This is a genomic window from Streptomyces cahuitamycinicus, assembly GCF_002891435.1.
Classification (GTDB): Bacteria; Actinomycetota; Actinomycetes; order Streptomycetales; family Streptomycetaceae; genus Streptomyces; species Streptomyces cahuitamycinicus.
Genome location: NZ_POUC01000024.1, coordinates 1 through 15,988 on the forward strand (window position 1 = coordinate 1; position 15,988 = coordinate 15,988).

General features: G+C 70.1%; 11 protein-coding genes. 6 read left to right on the forward strand and 5 right to left on the reverse strand.

The window, feature by feature from the left end; genetic code table 11:
• Positions 1–294 precede the first annotated feature (294 nt).
• Complete coding sequence (thiC, locus tag C1J00_RS05705; protein WP_102907935.1) at positions 295–2,079, forward strand: phosphomethylpyrimidine synthase ThiC; 1,785 nt, start codon at positions 295–297, stop codon at positions 2,077–2,079.
• A 131-nt stretch (positions 2,080–2,210) separates the two neighbouring features.
• Here the strand turns inward: thiC and C1J00_RS05710 are convergent, their stop codons facing one another.
• The 3 genes from C1J00_RS05710 to C1J00_RS05720 form a co-directional block, all read right to left on the reverse strand.
• Positions 2,211–3,077 (reverse strand): hypothetical protein, encoded by an 867-nt coding sequence (locus tag C1J00_RS05710; RefSeq protein ID WP_102907936.1) that lies wholly within the window; start codon positions 3,075–3,077, stop codon positions 2,211–2,213.
• Positions 3,078–3,260: 183 nt separating this feature from the next.
• A complete protein-coding gene (locus C1J00_RS05715; RefSeq protein WP_102907937.1) occupies positions 3,261–4,352 on the reverse strand; it encodes a metallophosphoesterase in 1,092 nt (363 codons plus the stop codon).
• A gap of 278 nt (positions 4,353–4,630) precedes the next feature.
• On the reverse strand, positions 4,631–5,743 hold the full coding sequence (locus C1J00_RS05720; RefSeq protein ID WP_102907938.1) for a LacI family DNA-binding transcriptional regulator: 1,113 nt from the start codon (positions 5,741–5,743) through the stop codon (positions 4,631–4,633).
• A gap of 432 nt (positions 5,744–6,175) precedes the next feature.
• Here C1J00_RS05720 and hisC point away from each other — a divergent pair, with 432 nt between their 5' ends.
• A complete protein-coding gene (gene hisC / locus C1J00_RS05725; protein WP_102907939.1) occupies positions 6,176–7,255 on the forward strand; it encodes a histidinol-phosphate transaminase in 1,080 nt (359 codons plus the stop codon).
• A 16-nt stretch (positions 7,256–7,271) separates the two neighbouring features.
• On the opposite strand, the gene C1J00_RS05730 is transcribed toward hisC, so the two are convergent.
• Entirely contained in the window at positions 7,272–7,664 is a 393-nt protein-coding gene (locus tag C1J00_RS05730) for a cyclophilin-like fold protein (protein ID WP_102907940.1), read from the reverse strand.
• A 149-nt stretch (positions 7,665–7,813) separates the two neighbouring features.
• On the opposite strand from C1J00_RS05730, the gene C1J00_RS05735 reads away from it, so the two are divergent.
• The 4 genes from C1J00_RS05735 to C1J00_RS05750 all read left to right on the forward strand — a co-directional run bounded on the left by C1J00_RS05735 (position 7,814) and on the right by C1J00_RS05750 (position 15,019).
• The gene (locus tag C1J00_RS05735) at positions 7,814–9,322 is read left to right on the forward strand and encodes a cytochrome ubiquinol oxidase subunit I (RefSeq protein WP_102907941.1); all 1,509 of its coding nucleotides are present in this window, start codon (positions 7,814–7,816) and stop codon (positions 9,320–9,322) included.
• Between the two features lie 20 nt (positions 9,323–9,342).
• Complete coding sequence (gene cydB / locus C1J00_RS05740; protein WP_102907942.1) at positions 9,343–10,350, forward strand: cytochrome d ubiquinol oxidase subunit II; 1,008 nt, start codon at positions 9,343–9,345, stop codon at positions 10,348–10,350.
• A gap of 12 nt (positions 10,351–10,362) precedes the next feature.
• Entirely contained in the window at positions 10,363–13,851 is a 3,489-nt protein-coding gene (gene cydD / locus C1J00_RS05745; RefSeq protein WP_102907943.1) for a thiol reductant ABC exporter subunit CydD, read from the forward strand.
• Positions 13,852–13,951: 100 nt separating this feature from the next.
• Entirely contained in the window at positions 13,952–15,019 is a 1,068-nt protein-coding gene (locus C1J00_RS05750) for a M23 family metallopeptidase (RefSeq protein WP_102907944.1), read from the forward strand.
• 19 nt (positions 15,020–15,038) lie between these two features.
• Here the strand turns inward: C1J00_RS05750 and C1J00_RS05755 are convergent, their stop codons facing one another.
• Complete coding sequence (locus C1J00_RS05755) at positions 15,039–15,908, reverse strand: HAD family hydrolase (protein WP_245936219.1); 870 nt, start codon at positions 15,906–15,908, stop codon at positions 15,039–15,041.
• Between the last annotated feature and the right edge of the window lie 80 nt (positions 15,909–15,988).

Genomic DNA, 15,988 nt, shown 5'->3' on the forward strand with positions numbered 1-15,988 from the left:
GCTCGGGGGGTGGGTAGGAGGGACGCTGCGTCGTGGTCACCGACCGATCATCGCAAGAACGAGGGGGGCCCTCTGTTCACCGCGCCAGAATTGCCGCTAGCGTGGAGGCAACTTTTGTACACGCGGGAGCTCGGAGCACCGGGCTGAGAGGGCGCTGACCTCCGTCCCAGCGATGTTTCACATGAAACATCGCCGGAGTCGAGTGACGTTTCACACGGAACGTCGCCGGACGGAAACCGCTGCGTCGACCGCCGAACCTGTTACCGGGTAATGCCGGCGTAGGGAGTAGGTCTGATGACCAACAAGGACGCACGCACGCCTGCCTCCGTCGAGGACGAGAAGTCCGAGGAGGCCGGGAAGTCCATCGGCTGGCACAAGGCGTACATCGCGGGCACTCGCCCCGACCTGCGCGTGCCGGTTCGTCAGGTGCACCTCACCAACGGCCAGTCCGTCACCCTGTACGACACGTCGGGCCCGTACACCGATCCGCTCGTCGACACCGACGTCCGCAGGGGCCTGTCGCCGCTGCGCGAGAATTGGATCATCGCTCGCGGTGACACCGAGGAGTACGCGGGCCGCCCTGTCCGCCCCGAGGACGACGGCATCAAGCACACCTCGCCCCGCGGCGGCCTCCGCAACCTGGACGCCGTCTTCCCCGGTCGGCCGCGCCAGCCGCGCCGCGGCAGGGAGGGTCAGGCGGTCACGCAGCTCGCGTACGCCCGCCGGGGAGAGATCACGCCCGAGATGGAGTACGTCGCCATCAGGGAGAACGTGGCACCCGAGGTCGTGCGCGAAGAGATCGCCGCAGGCCGGGCCGTGCTGCCGGCCAACGTCAACCACCCGGAGATCGAGCCGATGATCATCGGCAAGCGGTTCCTGGTGAAGGTCAATGCCAACATCGGCAACTCGGCTGTGACGTCCTCCATCGAGGAGGAGGTCGAGAAGATGACCTGGGCGACCCGCTGGGGCGCCGACACGGTCATGGACCTGTCCACCGGCCGCAACATCCACACCACGCGCGAGTGGGTCCTGCGCAACTCCCCCGTGCCCATCGGCACCGTGCCGCTCTACCAGGCCCTGGAGAAGGTCGACGGCCGGGCCGAGGAACTGACCTGGGAGATCTACAAGGACACGGTCATCGAGCAGGCCGAGCAAGGCGTGGACTACATGACGGTCCACGCGGGCGTGCGCCTGGCGTACGTGCCGCTGACCGCCAACCGCAAGACCGGCATCGTCTCCCGCGGCGGCTCGATCATGGCCGCCTGGTGCCTTGCGCACCACAAGGAGTCGTTCCTGTACGAGAACTTCGAGGAACTCTGCGAGATCCTCGCCGCGTACGACGTCACCTACTCGCTCGGGGACGGCCTCAGGCCCGGCTCGATCGCGGACGCCAACGACGAGGCGCAGTTCGCGGAGTTGCGCACGCTCGGGGAACTCAACCGAATCGCGAAGCGTTTCAACGTACAGACCATGATCGAGGGCCCGGGCCACGTCCCGATGCACAAGATCAAGGAGAACATCGACCTTCAGCAGGAGATCTGCGATGAAGCTCCGTTCTATACGCTCGGCCCGCTGACCACGGACGTCGCACCGGCGTACGACCACATCACCTCCGGCATCGGCGCCGCGATGATCGCCTGGTGGGGCACGGCGATGCTGTGCTACGTCACGCCCAAGGAGCACCTGGGCCTGCCGAACCGTGACGACGTCAAGACGGGCGTCATCACGTACAAGATCGCCGCCCACGCTGCCGACCTCGCCAAGGGACACCCGGGTGCGCAGGAGTGGGACGACGCGCTGTCGGACGCCCGCTTCGAGTTCCGGTGGGAGGACCAGTTCAATCTGGCCCTCGACCCGGACACGGCACGGGAGTTCCACGACGAGACCCTGCCCGCCGAGCCCGCCAAGACGGCTCACTTCTGCTCGATGTGCGGTCCCAAGTTCTGCAGCATGAAGATCTCGCAGGACATCCGCCGTGAACACGGCGGCACACGGACCGAGATCGAGGAGGGCATGGCCCTGAAGTCGAAGGAGTTCGCGGCGAGTGGGAACCGCGTGTACCTGCCCATCGCGGACTGACGCTGCCGCGCACAGGCCGGGGGCCGATGGGCCCCGGCCTGTGGGTCCGCACGTTCGGATCCCCGTTCGAGTCCCCGTTCGGGTCGGCGGCCCGTTCGAGTCCGCCGCCCGGACGGGCCCCGACGCGGGGGTTACTCCGGCTGGTGCTCCGGCCCTCCGAAGTCCGGGCTGGAGTAGTCCGGGCTGCTGAAGCTGGGGCGCGAGCCGCGGTCGCCGTCGTCCGGGCTGGTGAACCCCGGGCGGCCGTAGCCGAGGTGCGGCATGCGGCTGACCGGCGTTGACGAGGGCGTGTGGTGCAGTGCGGCCGCCGCGCCCGGGTCGACGAGGGCCTCCCGCAGGAAGGGCAGGATGCCGCGTTCCAGCAGGGCCTCGTGCCAGGCCTCTTTGGCCTGGGCCACCTCGCCCTGCAGTTCGCCGTACGGTCCGCCTTCGGCCGTGGGCTTGTTGCGCAGGGCCGTGAGCAGCAGCCCCACCGCGGCGACGAGGATCGCGACCGCGGTCACGGCACCGAACACCCAACCCGTGGTGAGCATGGTGCGGGCGAATCCCTGCTCCGGGTCGAGCATCCTCAGGATGTACCCGACGAGCAGGAAGATCGCCGCGGCGGTTCCGGCCAGGACGGGCGCGAGGACGGCGACGACGGCGACGGCGCCCGCGCCGGCGGTCTCGGCGACCCCGCCCATGGTGGCGGCGAGCCCCGAGGCGCCCGTACCCGGCCCGGCGGAACCGGACTCGCGCACGGCCGACGAGCCGGCCGACGCCGGTTGTCGCAGTTCGTCGCGGACCTTGACGTAGTGCTGATACTCGGTCGACGCGGCCGCCGTGATGAGCGCGGTCGCGTTCAGCGCCATGGTGCGCAGTTGTTCGGAGTTGAGCCGCTGACCGACAGCGGCCAGTTCGGGACGGTGTGGTGCGGAGCGCAGCGCCTCATCGAGGATCCGCTCGTATTCCTGGCGGTCCTCACTCAGCAGGTGCTGCGGAACGCTGTTCATGTGCATCCCCCGATGCTCCGTAGGGCTTGGGGCTCGGCATGCTGACGAGCCGTCGGGCAGAAACGGAGGGGAGCCTGCTACGGATAAGCCGATGGTAGAGCGGTGACGGTATGCGGTGACAGGGGGTTTACCGAAATTGACCCCTCACCGGCCCGGTCCTCCGAAGGGGAACGCCTGCCCGGTGAACGTTCACGTATCCAGCGGCAGTTGCTGGACCAGTAGTTTTCCGGCCATGGTCACGCCACCGTCCATCGCGATGGCGAGTCCGTCGGCGTAGACGTGCGGTCCCTCGATCACGGGGTCGCGGTCGTCCTCGTCGTCCTCGGAGCCGACCTCGCCCAGCAAGTACGGAATCGGGCTGTGCCCGTGAACGATGCGGGCGCCCCCGTACGTATCGAGCAGGGAGCGCACGGCGTCCGCGCCGCCCTCGTCGCGGAAGGAGAACCGCTTGGTGAACTTGCGGAACAGGTCCCAGACCTCGTCCGCGTCGTTGCGGGTGATCGTCTCGCGGACGGTGTCGTTGACCTCTTCGATGGAGCGGCCGTAGTCGAGATAGGCGGTGGTGTCGGAGTGGACGAGCAGGTGGCCGTCGACCTCCTCGATGGCGTCAAGGCGCGACATCCACTGCAGGTGGTGGTCCTGGAGGCGGTCCATGTCGGTCTTCTGGCCGCCGTTGAGGAGCCACGCCGCCTGGAAGGTGGCGGTGCCCGCGCCGGAGTTGACGGGGGTGTCGCCGAACCGCTTGGCGCCGAGCAGCAGCAGCTCGTGGTTGCCCATGAGCGCCTTGCAGTAGCCGCCGGCCGCGGCGGCCTCGGCGGACAGCCGCATCACGAGGTCGATGACGCCGATGCCGTCCGGCCCGCGGTCGGTGAAGTCGCCGAGGAACCACAGCCGGGCGGTGCCCGCGCACCAGCTTCCGGCGGCGTCGAGCAGGCCCTTCTCCTGGAGGGCCGACACCAGCTGGTCGAGGTACCCGTGCACGTCACCGACGACGTACAGCGGTCCCTGCCCGGTGGTGGCCTGCGGGGCGGCGGCGGTCTCGGGATCCACGGTCACCTGGACAGTGTCACCCCGGTTGATGACGGGAAGGTCGCGCTCGGTCGGCGTGTACCCCTCGGGGTAGGCCTCCTCGGGCGGCGGGGCGACGTCACCGGGGTGGACGCTGTGGACGTACGGACCGGCCTCGTTGACGTACGCGGGCACCCGGAAGTCGCGCAGCGTCGCCGTCCGCTCCACCTCGGGTCCCTGACCGGCCCCCTGAGTCATCGACCCCTCCACCATCGCGCCGCATTGCACCGCATCGGACTGCCTGGTCGTAGCGGCCCGCGGGTGTCGTGGGCCCATCATAGGAATGCGGATCGCGCCATGTGATGACCCAGGGGTGGTGAATCAGAGCAAGAGTCCAGTTCACCGCGGCTTTCGCCCCGATTGCGCCGGGCTTTGACCACCGTGTGACCGTCCCCGCTTTTCCGCTCTTCGCGAGAACGATCCCTTCTCTCCGGGGGACCGGCCCTGTTTCTCCCCAGGAGTACGACCTTCCCTTTACCCGGGTGCGGGACCTACGTCTCCTCGGGTGATCGCGGCGGGCTGACCGTCGTGCGCGGCGAGCGTCGCTGGGACGAGGTGCGCACGATCAGCTCCGTCGGTATCACCTGCTCCACCGGCCGGTCGGATTCCACTCCCTCGATGGCGTCAATGAGGAGCTGCACCACCGCCGTGCCGATGCGGCGCGGCTTCAGGGAGAGCGTGGTGATCGGTGGCTCGGTGTTGGCGTACACGGTGGACTCGCTGCAGCAGACCAGCAGCAGGTCGTCGGGGACGCGCAGGCCGTAGCGGCGGGCCGCGGCGAGAAGGTCGGTGCCGTTCGGGTCGAACAGTCCGTAGACCGCGTCGGGCCGGTCGGGCCGGGCGAGCAGCCGGTCGGCGGCCACGGCTCCCGCGCAGGGATCGTGCGCGGGGTAGGCCTCGTACACCGGATCCTGGCCCACTCGCTCGCACCAGCGCAGGTACGCCGTGGTCGACAGGTGGGTGTACGTGTCCGTCGACGTGCCGGTCAGCAGGCCGATGCGGCGGGCGCCGGCGTCGGCCAGGTGGTCGAGGATGCCGAGGACGGCGGCCTCGTGGTCGTTGTCGACCCAGGCGGTGACCGGCAGGGCGCCGGCCGGGCGGCCGTCGGAGACGACCGGCAGGCCCTGCCGGACGAGTTCACCGACGACCGGGTCCTGGTCGGAGGGGTCGATGACGACGGTGCCGTCCAGGGCGACGTTCGACCACACGTCGTGGCGGGAGGTCGCGGGCAGGATGACGAGGGCGTAGCCGCGGGCGAGCGCGGCGGAGGTGGCGGCCCGCGCCATCTCCGCGAAGTACGCGAACTCCGTGAAGGTGAAAGGTTCATCCCCGTATGTGGTCACGGTCAGGCCGATGAGTCCCGACTTGCCGGTACGGAGGGTCCGGGCGGCCGCCGAGGGGCGATAGCCCAGTCGGTCGGCGACCTCGCGGACATGGCGCCGGGTGGCGTCCGGGAGCCGGCCCTTGCCGTTGAGGGCGTCGGAGACGGTCGTGATGGAGACTCCGGCTGCGGCGGCCACGTCTCTGATGCCCGCCCGGCCCGGTCTGCTGCCTCGCCGTGAGGTTTCCGCGCGGCTCACCTGGTGCTTCCCTGCTGCTGTCATGGCGAGCCGATAGTAGGGCTCATGTGGTGGGGTAGTGCGGACGCATATGCACGCGTTGACAGGCACGTTTCTGCATGATCATTTACTGCCAATTGCTTTGGAAAACAAGGGCGTTGAGCGCTCTCATGACAGTACGTGTCTTGTCGGCGTGCACGGGCCTGCCAAGTGGGTGATGTTGCGAAGAGGTCTCAACTCACCTGCACGAGGGATGCGCGCCACGGCGTGCACCACCGGCGCGTAGATATATGTGAAGCGCGCCCCCGGATTCGTACGCCTTGGTGCGCCGATGCCCCTGTTGCCGGTGGGACAGGAGAGGCCGGGTCCCGGCTGCTCGGTCGTGGCTATACGCAGCGGCGCCGAATCCTCATAAGGTGAGGAGTATTGGATGTCGGCGGCGGTCATGGGCCGCCGGTCTTCACGAGGAGGACTGCGGTGAGCGAGACGAGCCCCAAGCTGCGCGCCGAGCTGGAGGGGATCCCCACTTACAAGCCCGGCAAGCCCGCCGCGGCAGGTGGTCCGGTGGCCTACAAGCTGTCCTCCAACGAGAACCCGTATCCGCCTCTGCCGGGCGTGATGGAGACCGTGACGGCGGCGGCCTGCACCTTCAACCGCTACCCGGACATGGCCTGTACGGCGCTCATGAACGAACTGTCCGAGGCGTTCGGCGTGCCGCTCGCCCACCTGGCCACCGGTACCGGTTCGGTCGGTGTCGCCCAGCAGCTGATCCAGGCCACCTCCGGCCCGGGCGACGAGGTGATCTACGCCTGGCGGTCGTTCGAGGCGTATCCGATCATCACGCAGATCAGCGGCGCGAGGTCGGTCCAGGTGCCGCTGACGCCCGGGGATGTGCACGACCTCGACGCGATGGCCGACGCGATCACCGACCGGACGCGGCTCATCTTCGTCTGCAACCCCAACAACCCCACGGGCACGGTGGTGCGGCGGGCCGAGCTGGAGCGGTTCCTGGACCGGGTGCCAAGTGATGTGCTGGTGGTCCTCGACGAGGCCTACCGCGAGTTCATTCGCGATCCCGAGGTGCCGGACGGCGTCGAGCTCTACCGTGACCGGCCCAACGTCTGTGTGCTGCGGACCTTCTCGAAGGCGTACGGCCTCGCCGGCCTGCGTGTCGGTTTCGCCATCGCCCACGAACCGGTGGCCGCGGCTCTGCGCAAGACGGCAGTGCCGTTCGGCGTGAGCCAGCTCGCGCAGGAGGCGGCGATCGCCTCACTCCGGGCCGAGGACGAACTGTTCGGCCGGGTCGGCTCCCTGGTGTGCGAGCGCACGCGCGTGGTCGACGGCCTGCGCTCGCAGGGCTGGACTGTGCCCGAGACCCAGGCCAACTTCGTATGGCTGCGGCTGGGGGAGCGCACGGTCGCGTTCGCGCAGGCGTGCGAGCAGGCGGGTGTGGTGATCCGGCCGTTCCCGGGTGAGGGTGTGCGGGTGACGGTCGGGGAGGCCGAGGCGAACGACATCTTCCTGAAGGTGTCGGAAGGGTTCCGCAAGGAGCTGTAGGGCTCAGCGCGCCAGGTCAGGCGTCCAGAAGTTCCACGCGTACGGGGTGGCCGTCCCGCACTGTCGTGAGCAGGCCGGGGTCGCCGTCGAGACGGCCGAGGACATTGCACGGGCTTGCGAGGCGGCACTCGTCGCCCTGAGAGATCGGCGTTGGTCCGTACGGTAGGGCGAGGGTGTCGCCGTCGGTCCAGAAGGCGACGGTGCCTGGCTCTACGACCTCGCGGGTGCCTGTTTCACGTGAAACCGACACTCCTGTGTCGAAGTACACCTCCTCGCCCCAGGTGCGCGCTGTCGACACGAGGGGCAGCGCTCTGGCGAGGGCCTGACTGGTCGGGGTGTCGTCGAGCGACGCCGTGAGATGGCCCGCGGGCCAGGAAATCCGTATCCGTAGTGGTGGCGGTGTCTGCATGCCATCGATTCAACAGTATGTTGAATTTCAGGCCAAGGCGTTCGCTGTGACCGGCGCGACAGGGGACCCCCTCCAGGGCTCGAAAGTCCGTCCTGCATAATGGCTTGTGAATGTGAACGCTTTCACAAGCGTAGGTAAGGAGCGGCGACGTGGACCTGGCTTTGGCGCCGGAGACCCTGGCGCGATGGCAGTTCGGCATCACCACCGTCTACCACTTTCTGTTCGTCCCCCTGACGATCTCGCTGGCCGCGCTCACGGCCGGTCTACAGACGGCCTGGGTGCGGACGGAGAAGGAGAAGTACCTCCAAGCGACGAAGTTCTGGGGCAAGCTCTTCCTGATCAACATCGCGATGGGTGTGGTCACCGGCATCGTGCAGGAGTTCCAGTTCGGCATGAACTGGTCCGACTACTCGCGCTTCGTCGGTGACGTGTTCGGTGCGCCACTGGCCTTCGAGGCCCTGATCGCCTTCTTCTTCGAGTCGACCTTCATCGGCCTGTGGATCTTCGGCTGGGACAAGCTGCCGAAGAAGATCCACCTGGCCTGTATATGGATGGTCTCGATCGGCACGATCCTGTCGGCCTACTTCATCCTCGCGGCCAATTCCTGGATGCAGCACCCGGTGGGCTACCGGATCAACGAGGCGAAGGGACGGGCCGAGCTCACCGACTTCTGGCTGGTGCTCACCCAGAACACCGCGCTCGCCCAGGTCTTCCACACGCTCACAGCGGCCTTCCTGACCGGCGGCGCCTTCATGGTCGGCATCGCGGCCTTCCACATAGTCCGCAAGAAGCACCTCCCCGTGATGAAGACCTCGCTGCGGCTGGGCCTTGTCACCGTCGTCATCGGCGGGCTCCTCACCGCGATCAGCGGCGACGTGCTCGGCAAGATCATGTACCAGCAGCAGCCCATGAAGATGGCCGCTGCCGAGGCGCTGTGGGACGGCGAGAAGCCGGCACCCTTCTCGGTCTTCGCCGTCGGCGACGTCGACAAGGGCCACAACAAGGTCGCCATCGAGATCCCCGGCCTGCTGTCCTTCCTCGCCAAGGACGACTTCACCTCGTACGTGCCCGGCATCAACGACGTCAACAAGGCCGAGCAGGCGAAGTACGGGCCCGGTGACTACCGGCCCAACATCCCCGTCGCCTACTGGGGCTTCCGGTGGATGATCGGCTTCGGCATGACGTCGTTCGCCATCGGCCTGGCCGGGCTGTGGCTGACCCGCAAGAAGTTCATGCTGCCGCAGCATCTGAGGGTGGGCGACGACGAGGTGCCGCATCTCGTTCTGCTGCCGAAGAAGGCGCTCGGCCCGACCCTCACCAAGTGGTACTGGCGCATCGCGATCCTCACCCTGGGCTTCCCGCTGATCGCCAGCTCCTGGGGCTGGATCTTCACCGAGATGGGCCGCCAGCCGTGGGTCGTCTACGGCCTGTTCCAGACGCGTGACGCGGTCTCCCCCGGTGTCTCCCAGGCCGAAGTCATCACCTCGATGGTCGTCTTCACCACGCTGTACGCGATCCTCGCCGTCGTCGAGGTCAAGCTGCTGGTCAAGTACGCCAAGGCGGGCCCGCCGGAGCTCACCGAGGCCGACCTCAACCCGCCCACGAAGATCGGCGGCGACTCCCGTGACGCCGACAAGCCGATGGCCTTCTCGTACTAGGCCGAGGGAGCTGCACAGTCATGGAACTGCACGACGTCTGGTTCGTCCTGATCGCCGTCCTGTGGACCGGCTACTTCTTCCTGGAGGGCTTCGACTTCGGGGTCGGCGTGCTCACGAAGCTGCTCGCCCGCAACCGGCCCGAGAAGCGGGTGCTGATCAACACCATCGGCCCCGTCTGGGACGGCAACGAGGTGTGGCTGCTCTCGGCGGGCGGCGCGACCTTCGCCGCCTTCCCCGAGTGGTACGCCACGCTCTTCTCCGGCTTCTACCTGCCCCTGCTGCTCATCCTGGTCTGCCTGATCGTCCGGGGTGTCGCCTTCGAGTACCGCGTGAAGCGGCCCGAGGAGAGCTGGCAGCGCAACTGGGAGACGGCGATCTTCTGGACCTCGCTGATCCCCGCGTTCCTGTGGGGTGTGGCCTTCGGCAACATCGTGCACGGTGTGAAGATCGACCAGGACTTCAACTACGCCGGCGGCGTCCTGGACCTGCTCAACCCGTACGCGCTGCTGGGCGGGCTGGTCACGCTGTCGCTGTTCACCTTCCACGGGACGGTGTTCGTCGGGCTCAAGACGGTCGGGGAGATCCGGGAGCGGGCGCGGAAGCTGGCGCTGCGCGTCGGGCTGGTGACCGCCCTGCTGGCGCTCGCCTTCCTGCTGTGGACGCAGTCCGACCGAGGTGACGGGGCATCGCTCGTCGCGCTGGTCGCGGCCGTGGCGTCGCTCGTCCTGGCGCTGGTAGCGGCGCGGGCGAAGCGTGAGGGCTGGGCGTTCGCCCTGTCGGGGCTCACCATCGTGGCCACGGTGGCGATGCTCTTCCTGACGCTCTTCCCGAACGTCATGCCGTCGACGCTGAACCCGGACTGGAGCCTGACGGTCACCAACGCCTCGTCCAGCCCGTACACATTGAAGATCATGACCTGGTGTGCCGGGATCGCCACCCCGGTCGTCCTGCTCTACCAGGGCTGGACCTACTGGGTGTTCCGCAAGCGGATCGGCACTCAGCACATCGCCGCCGAGACCGTGCACTGAGGTGTGTTTCACGTGAAACCAATCGATCTGCGTCTGCTCCGGTACGCCCGAGCCACCCGGGGTTTCCTGGCGGCGGTCGTGGCCCTGGGCGCCGTAGGGGCGGGGCTGGTCATCGCGCAGGCGATGCTCATCGCCGAGGTGGTGGTGGGCGCCTTCCAGCACCGCATGGCGGTGTCCGAACTCGGCACTCCCCTGGTGCTGCTGGCCACGGTCGCGGTCGGCCGGGCCCTGGTCGGCTGGCTCACCGAGCTCGCCGCGCACCGGGCGAGCGCGGCGGTGAAGTCCGAGCTCCGGGGGCGGCTGCTGGAGCGGGCGGCGGATCTGGGCCCGGGGTGGCTGAGCGGGCAGCGGACCGGTTCGCTGGTCGCCCTGGCCACCCGAGGGGTGGACGCCCTCGACGACTACTTCTCGCGGTATCTGCCGCAGTTGGGTCTCGCGGTGGTCGTGCCGGTGGCGGTGCTTGCGCGGATCGTCACCGAGGACTGGGTCTCCGCGGCCATCATCGTGGGCACCCTCCCGCTCATCCCGGTCTTCATGGTGCTCATCGGCTGGGCGACCCAGTCCCGGATGGACCGTCAGTGGCAGTTGCTTTCGCGGCTGTCCGGGCACTTCCTGGACGTTGTCGCGGGGCTGCCGACGCTGAAGGTCTTCGGCCGGGCCAAGGCGCAGGCCGAGTCGATCCGGCGGATCACCGGCGAGTACCGGCGGGCGACCATGCGGACGTTGCGGATCGCCTTCATCTCCTCCTTCGCCCTGGAACTGCTCGCGACGATCTCGGTGGCGCTGGTCGCCGTGACGATCGGCATGCGGCTGGTGCACGGAGAGATGGATCTGTACATCGGCCTCGTCATCCTGATCCTCGCGCCCGAGGCGTATCTGCCGTTGCGGCAGGTCGGGGCGCAGTACCACGCCGCGGCCGAGGGGCTCGCCGCCGCCGAGGAGATCTTCGAGGTTCTGGAGACGCCCGTCCCGGCGTCCGGTTCCGCGGCCGTGGCGGAGGGTGCGCTGTCGTTCGAGGGTGTGACCGTCCGGTATCCGGGGCGGTCGGTGGACGCCGTCTCGGACGTGACCTTCAGCGTCGAGCCCGGGGAGACGGTCGCGCTGGTCGGGCCGAGCGGCGCCGGCAAGTCGACGCTGCTGAGCGTCCTGCTGGGGTTCGTGCGACCGGACGAGGGCCGGGTGCGGGCCGGGGGAGTCGATCTCGCAGGTGCCGACCTGGAGGCGTGGCGTTCCCGGATCGCGTGGGTACCGCAGCGGCCGCATCTGTACGCCGGGACGATCGCCGAGAACGTACGGCTGGCCCGGCCCGACGCCGGTGGCGACGCAGTACGGCAGGCGCTGCGGGACGCCGGGGCGCTGGAGTTCGTCGACGCGTTGCCCGAGGGTGTGGACACCGTGCTCGGCGAGGACGGCGCCGGGCTGTCCGCCGGGCAGCGGCAGCGGCTCGCGCTGGCCAGGGCGTTCCTCGCGGACCGGCCCCTGCTGCTGCTCGACGAGCCGACGGCGGCGCTGGACGGGGCCACCGAGGCCGAAGTCGTCGCGGCGGTGCGCCGCCTTGCGGCCGGCCGGACGGTGCTGCTGGTGGTGCACCGGCCGGCGCTGCTGGAGGTCGCGGACCGGGTGGTGCGGCTGGCGGAGCCCGAGCTCTCCGCCGGGTCGCCTGTGGCATCCGCCGTGGCCCGGGGGACCGGAACGCGGCCCGTCGAGGTCGAGCCGCCCACCCCGGCCGAGCCCGTCGGACAGCCGGCTGCAGGCGGCGTTCTCGCCCGTGTCCGCGTCATGTCCGGTGCCCGGCGCGGACGGCTGGGACTCGCGTTGCTGCTCGCGAGCCTCGCGCTGGGGAGTGCCGTGGGGCTCATGGCCACCTCCGGCTGGCTGATCTCGCGGGCCTCGCAGCAGCCGCCCGTGCTGTATCTGATGATGGCCGTCACCGCTACGCGGGCGTTCGGCATCGGGCGGGCCGTGTTCCGGTACGCCGAGCGGCTGGTGTCGCACGACGCCGTGCTACGGATGCTGGCGGACACCCGGGTCGCGGTGTTCCGCAGGCTGGAGCGGCTGGCGCCGGCCGGTCTGCGCCGGGTCCGCCGGGGTGATCTGCTCTCCCGCCTGGTCGCGGACGTGGACGCACTGCAGGACTACTGGCTGCGGTGGCTGTTGCCGGCCGGGGCAGCCGTCGTCGTGTCGACGGCGTCGGTCGGCTTCACGGCCTGGCTGCTGCCCGAGGCCGGTGCGGTGCTCGCGGCCGGGCTCCTGGCCGCGGGGGTCGGCGTGCCGCTGATCACCGGCGCGGTGGCCCGGCGGGCCGAGCACAGGCTTGCGCCCGCCCGCGGGGTGCTGGCGACGCGGGTGGCCGATCTGCTCACCGGCACCGCCGAGCTGACTGTTGCCGGCGCCCTGCCCGCGCGGACCGCCCAGGCCCGCGAGGCCGACGGGGCGCTCACCCGGATCGCCTCGCGCGCCGCCACCGCCACGGCCCTCGGCGACGGTCTCACCGCGCTGGTCTCCGGCCTGACCGTCACGGCGGCCGCCCTGGCCGGTGCCCAGGCGGTCGCCGCCGGGCGGCTGGACGGCGTGACCATGGCCGTCGTCGTCCTGACCCCCCTCGCCGCCTTCGAGGCCGTGCTCGGGCTGCCGCTGGCCGTGCAGTACCGGCAACGCGTCCGCCGGAGCGCGGAGCGGGTGTACGAGGTCCTGGACGCCCCGGAGCCCGTGGGCGAGCCGGAGCGGCCCCGGCAGGCGCCCGCTTCACCGTTCCCGGTCGTGCTCAAAGGGCTGACCGCCCGGTACGCCGGGCAGGAGCGGGACGCGCTCGCCGGGCTCGACCTGACCCTCGACGAGGGCCGCCGGATCGCCGTGGTCGGGACCTCCGGCTCCGGCAAGACCACGCTGGCGCAGGTGCTGCTGCGGTTCCTCGACGCGAAGGCCGGCTCGTACGTGCTGGCCGGCGTGGACGCCTACGCGCTGCACAGTGACGACGTACGAGGGCTCGTCGGGTTGTGTGCGCAGGACGCGCATCTCTTCGACAGCTCGCTGCGCGAGAACCTGCTGCTCGCCAGGAAGGACGCCACCGAGGACCAGCTGCGCGCCGCGTTGCGCCGTGCCCGGCTGCTGGACTGGGCCGACGGCCTGCCCGAGGGCCTCGACACGCTCGTGGGCGAGCACGGGGCGCGTTTGTCGGGAGGCCAGCGGCAGCGTCTGGCGCTGGCCCGGGCACTCCTCGCCGACTTCCCCGTCCTGGTGCTGGACGAGCCCGCGGAGCACCTCGACCTGCCGACCGCCGACGCGCTCACCGCCGATCTGCTGGCCGCGACCGAGGGCCGGACGACGCTGCTCATCACGCACCGGCTGGCAGGCCTCGAAGCGGTCGACGAGGTGCTCGTGCTGGACCGGGGACGGGTGGTCCAGCGCGGTCCCTACGCGGAGCTGCTGGCGCTGGACGGGCCGTTGCGGGAGATGGCCGAGCGGGAGGCGGCCGCGGAGACGCCGGCGGGAGCGCGGTAGCGGCCGGGGCCGGGGCGCACTGGGCCGTTCGGCGCAGCCGGTCCCCCAGCCGTACGACGTGAACAGGACCGGGCCGCGGTGCTGGGCGACGATCGCTGACATGCGCTCATATCGCCGCCATCGGCTGCTGGTTCCGGTCCTGCTGTGCGCGCTGACCGTGCTCGCGGCCCGGCCAACGGCGGCGCCCGGGGAACCGGGCAGCGGTACCGGAACCGGAGCGGACCAGGGCCTCAGCGCCGAGGTGGCGCGGCTGTACGAGGAGGCCGCGGTGGCGACACAGCAGTACGAGGCCGGACGCGAGGAGGCCGAGAGGGAGCGGGCAGAAGCCCAGCGGACCGAGGCACTCCTGGACGCGCAGCGGCGGCACATCGCCGCCCTGCACGAGGACCTGGGCCGGATCGCCCGGGCTCAGTACCGCAGCAGCGGTGGCCTGCCGGTGGCCGCGCACATGATCCTCGCCGACAGCCCTGACGGCCTGATGCGAGGTCAGCACGCCTTCTCGCAGGCGCATCTCGCGGTGAACAACGCGATCTCCAAGAACCGGCGCGCCGAGGCACGGCTCGCGGCGGACGAGGCCAAGGCCGCGGACCGGTGGCAGGCGCTGGAGAAGCGCAACCTGCAACTCGCCGGGCTGAAGGCGGACATTGAACAGAAGCTGGAGACGGCCCGTTCGCGGCTCCAAGGGGAGGCGGACGCGGCGGTCGCGGCCGGAGCATGCCGCGGAGCCGTCCGGCTCGACCAGCCGGAGACGGGGTTCACCGACGGCGAGTGGGTCGCGCCGGTCGAGACGTACGAACTGTCCGCGTCCTACGGCAGCGGTGGCGCGCGGTGGTCCAGCCGGCACACGGGGCAGGACTTCGCGGTGCCGATCGGCACGCCGGTGCGGGCCGTGGGCGCGGGCCGGGTGGTGAAGGTGTCCTGCGGCGGTGCCTTCGGCATGGAGATCGTGCTCAAGCATGCGGGCGGCTACTACACGCAGTACGCCCATCTCGCTTCCCTCGCGGTCGACCAGGGAGAGCACGTCAGCCCGGGCCAGTGGATCGGCCAGTCGGGCACCACGGGCAATTCCACGGGGCCGCACCTGCACTTCGAGGCCCGGGTCACGGCGGAGACGGGCTCGGCGGTGAATCCGGTGTCGTGGCTGGCGGCGCGCGGGGTGTCCCTTTGAGACGCTCCGGCCCCGGCGGCTACGGCAGTTCCGCCAGCAGCTGCTCGATCACGACCGCGACCCCGTCGTCGTTGTTCGCCACCGTCCGGCCCGATGCGGCGGCGAGCACGTCCGGGTGCGCGTTGCCCATCGCGTACGACCGGCCCGCCCAGGTCAGCATCTCGACGTCGTTCGGCATGTCGCCGAAGGCGACGACCTGCTCGTGCGAGATGCCGCGCTCGGCGCAGCACAGGGCGAGGGTGCTGGCCTTGGACACTCCCGGGCCGCTGATCTCCAGCAGGGCGCTGGGGCTGGAGCGGGTGACGTCGGCACGGTCGCCGATGGCGAGGCGGGCCAGGGTCAGGAAGGAGTCGGGGTCGATCTCGGGGTGGTAGGCGAGGATCTTCAGCACCGGCTCCGAGGCGGCCGGGTGATCCGGGCCCAGCAGTTCCTCGGCCGGGGCGAGGCTGTCCGGTATCTCCATGTGCAGCTTCGGGTACGCCGGCTCCTGGTAGAAGCCGTACGTCTGCTCCACCGCGTACACGGTGCCCGGCGCCGCGTCGCGCAGCAGCCGTACGGCGTCCAGGGCGTTCTCCCGTGCCAGCTCCCGCACCTTCACGAACCGGTGGGCACCTGGGCCGCCGTGCAGGTCGACCACGGCGGCGCCGTTGCCGCAGATGGCCAGGCCGTGGCCGTGCACGTGGTCGCTGACGACGTCCATCCAGCGGGCCGGGCGGCCCGTGACGAAGAAGACCTCGATGCCCGCCTTCTCGGCGGCGGCCAGCGCGGCGACCGTACGCGGGGACACCGACTTGTCGTCGCGCAGCAGGGTGCCGTCGAGGTCGGTGGCGATCAGCCGCGGCGGAAGGGTCTCGGCCGCGGTCTCGGGCTGTCGGGTCGCTGAGGTCACCCGGCCATTGTCCCGCACATGCCTGCACGGGCGTGCGGGGCTCCGCACAGGTGAGTGGATACCGCCCTGACCAGAGGCGT

What these genes read in the sequence shown, in the direction of transcription:
- thiC (WP_102907935.1), top strand. Translation starts at nt 295, where the DNA reads ATGACCAACAAGGACGCACGCACGCCTGCCTCCGTCGAGGACGAGAAG.
- C1J00_RS05710 (WP_102907936.1), bottom strand. Translation starts at nt 3,077, where the DNA reads ATGCACATGAACAGCGTTCCGCAGCACCTGCTGAGTGAGGACCGCCAG.
- C1J00_RS05715 (WP_102907937.1), bottom strand. Translation starts at nt 4,352, where the DNA reads ATGGTGGAGGGGTCGATGACTCAGGGGGCCGGTCAGGGACCCGAGGTG.
- C1J00_RS05720 (WP_102907938.1), bottom strand. Translation starts at nt 5,743, where the DNA reads ATGACAGCAGCAGGGAAGCACCAGGTGAGCCGCGCGGAAACCTCACGG.
- C1J00_RS05730 (WP_102907940.1), bottom strand. Translation starts at nt 7,664, where the DNA reads ATGCAGACACCGCCACCACTACGGATACGGATTTCCTGGCCCGCGGGC.
- cydB (WP_102907942.1), top strand. Translation starts at nt 9,343, where the DNA reads ATGGAACTGCACGACGTCTGGTTCGTCCTGATCGCCGTCCTGTGGACC.
- C1J00_RS05750 (WP_102907944.1), top strand. Translation starts at nt 13,952, where the DNA reads ATGCGCTCATATCGCCGCCATCGGCTGCTGGTTCCGGTCCTGCTGTGC.